This is a genomic window from Vibrio sp. Vb0304 (assembly GCF_033338995.1).
Classification (GTDB): Bacteria; Pseudomonadota; Gammaproteobacteria; order Enterobacterales; family Vibrionaceae; genus Vibrio; species Vibrio alginolyticus.
This window is the reverse complement of record NZ_JAWOTT010000201.1, coordinates 1-1,228: the sequence shown is the minus strand read 5'-3', so window position 1 is coordinate 1,228 and position 1,228 is coordinate 1. Positions and strand designations below refer to the sequence as shown.

2 protein-coding genes are annotated in these 1,228 nt (G+C 46.7%); both read left to right on the top strand.

The window, feature by feature from the left end; genetic code table 11:
- Nucleotides 1–895, top strand: an 895-nt coding sequence (locus R7P35_RS24980; RefSeq protein WP_318093074.1) for a methyltransferase, incomplete at its 5' end; no start/stop codon positions are given.
- Nucleotides 896–903: 8 nt separating this feature from the next.
- Nucleotides 904–1,228: NAD(P)/FAD-dependent oxidoreductase (locus R7P35_RS24975; protein WP_318093073.1), on the top strand; the 325-nt coding region annotated here is incomplete at its 3' end.

The following is a 1,228-nucleotide window of genomic DNA, read 5'->3' as shown; positions in this document are numbered from 1 at the left end:
AAAAACAGGCGTGTCAGAATATGGCGTCAAAGTGCTGCTAGACATGGCGATAAGTGCGCACATTGTTTTGTGGGAAAAACCTAACTACTCACTGGCCAACCTCGGGTTCTACTTGTTGTACGATGGCATGACCCAAGCAAACATGGATTTCACGGCCGACGTTTGTTATGCCGCGATGATGCACTTGACTGAAGCAATCAAAGACGGCAAACCTGCTGGATTGAAAGAGCTGGGCGATTGGGAAACCATCTATCAAGGATTGTCAACATTACCTGAGCAAGCTAAGCAGAGCTGGTTTAAGTTTGATCACTTCTATTCGGATCGTTCTTTCCCATTGCTGCTTAAAGAAGTGTTTGCCAATGAGCCAAAACACATCGTCGATATCGGTGGCAATACGGGTAAATGGGCAATGCAGTGCTGCAACTACGATAAAGATGTGCATGTGACCATTGTTGATTTGCCGCAGCAATTGGAAGTCGCGATGTCTAACGTGGCAGAGAATCAGCTCAGCGAGCGCGTGCATCCGTATCCTGCCAATATGCTTGATAAAGCCCAAACATTGCCTGATCATGCCGATATTTGGTGGATGAGCCAGTTCTTAGATTGTTTCTCTCCAATTGAAATTTTAAATATTTTGAAGAAAGTGAAGGCGCAGTTGAGCGCGGGCGATACCGTTTACGTTCTCGAACTGTTTTGGGATGCGCAGAAATATGCGGGTGCGTCATACAGCTTAAATGCCACCTCGCTTTACTTTACCTGCCTAGCCAATGGTAATAGCCGTTTCTACCGTAGTGATGATTTCCTAGAAATTGTTGAAGCAGCAGGTCTCTCTGTTGTGGAAAGAACGGACAACATTGGCCTCGGACATACCTTATTAAAACTCCAAGCAAGCTAGTATAAAGAATGAAAACAGAGCACAAGCAAGTTGTCGTCGTTGGCGCAGGTCCTTCGGGTTCCACCGTTTCTGCGTTGCTAAAATCTCGTGGTATTGATGTTGTCGTGATCGAAAAAGCGACGTTCCCTCGTTTCTCAATTGGCGAAAGCTTACTTCCAGCTTGTATGGAGGTGGTTGAACTTGCCGGAATGACAGAGGCGGTGAAGCAGCATGGCTTCCAATTCAAAGATGGTGCGGCGTTCCGTCGTAATGGGGTCTACACCCACTTTGATTTCACTGACAAATTTACCGCAGGACCAGGCACCACATTTCAGGTTCAACGCGCCAGCTTTG